The organism is Thiorhodococcus minor (assembly GCF_010820565.1).
Lineage (GTDB): Bacteria > Pseudomonadota > Gammaproteobacteria > Chromatiales > Chromatiaceae > Thiorhodococcus > Thiorhodococcus minor.
This window is the reverse complement of sequence record NZ_JAAIJQ010000338.1, coordinates 1-534: the sequence shown is the minus strand read 5'-3', so window position 1 is coordinate 534 and position 534 is coordinate 1. Positions and strand designations below refer to the sequence as shown.

The 534-nt window shown below is 64.6% G+C and carries 1 protein-coding gene; it reads right to left on the bottom strand.

What is annotated here, in order from left to right:
- Positions 1 to 534 (bottom strand): IS1595 family transposase (locus G3446_RS27255; protein ID WP_164456758.1); only part of this gene is annotated, 534 nt, incomplete at both ends.

Below are 534 nucleotides of genomic sequence, written 5' to 3'. Positions count from 1 at the left end.
TTGACGGAGCCAGCGCTCGGGACGTGGTCCGATGGCGACTGCGGCGACAAGCAAGCGATTGTGAATCCTGTCGAGGTGGAAGCGCCGGTTGAAGCGATAGGCGAACGCTGCCAGGTAGCGCGTGCCGTATTTGGCGAAGTCGAAGGCGTGGTAGGCCCCGCCGAAGCTGGTCTTGAGGTTGCCAAGGACGGTGTTGACCCAACTGAATTCGGGAAGGTCCTTGGGCTTACGGGAACCGACGACGATCGCGGTGTGCTGGCAGCCGGCCTGCGTCACGCCAGCAAAACAGGCCAGGCCATCGGAGGTCACCTGGCATCCGGGCGTCAAATCGCTCGCCGCCCAGCTGGCAATGGCCTGAATGGTGAAGCCAGGCACGGGGGCCATTTTGGTGTAGAGCGGATGCCCCTCAGGCGTGAGGGACACCGCCGCGACGAAGGGGACTTTGTTCTCCGAGCCGCGCCCGGCCTTGCCGCCCGTGAGCTCACCGCCGAGATAGACGTCGTCGACCTGGACGTCGCCACTGAGCGCATAGGT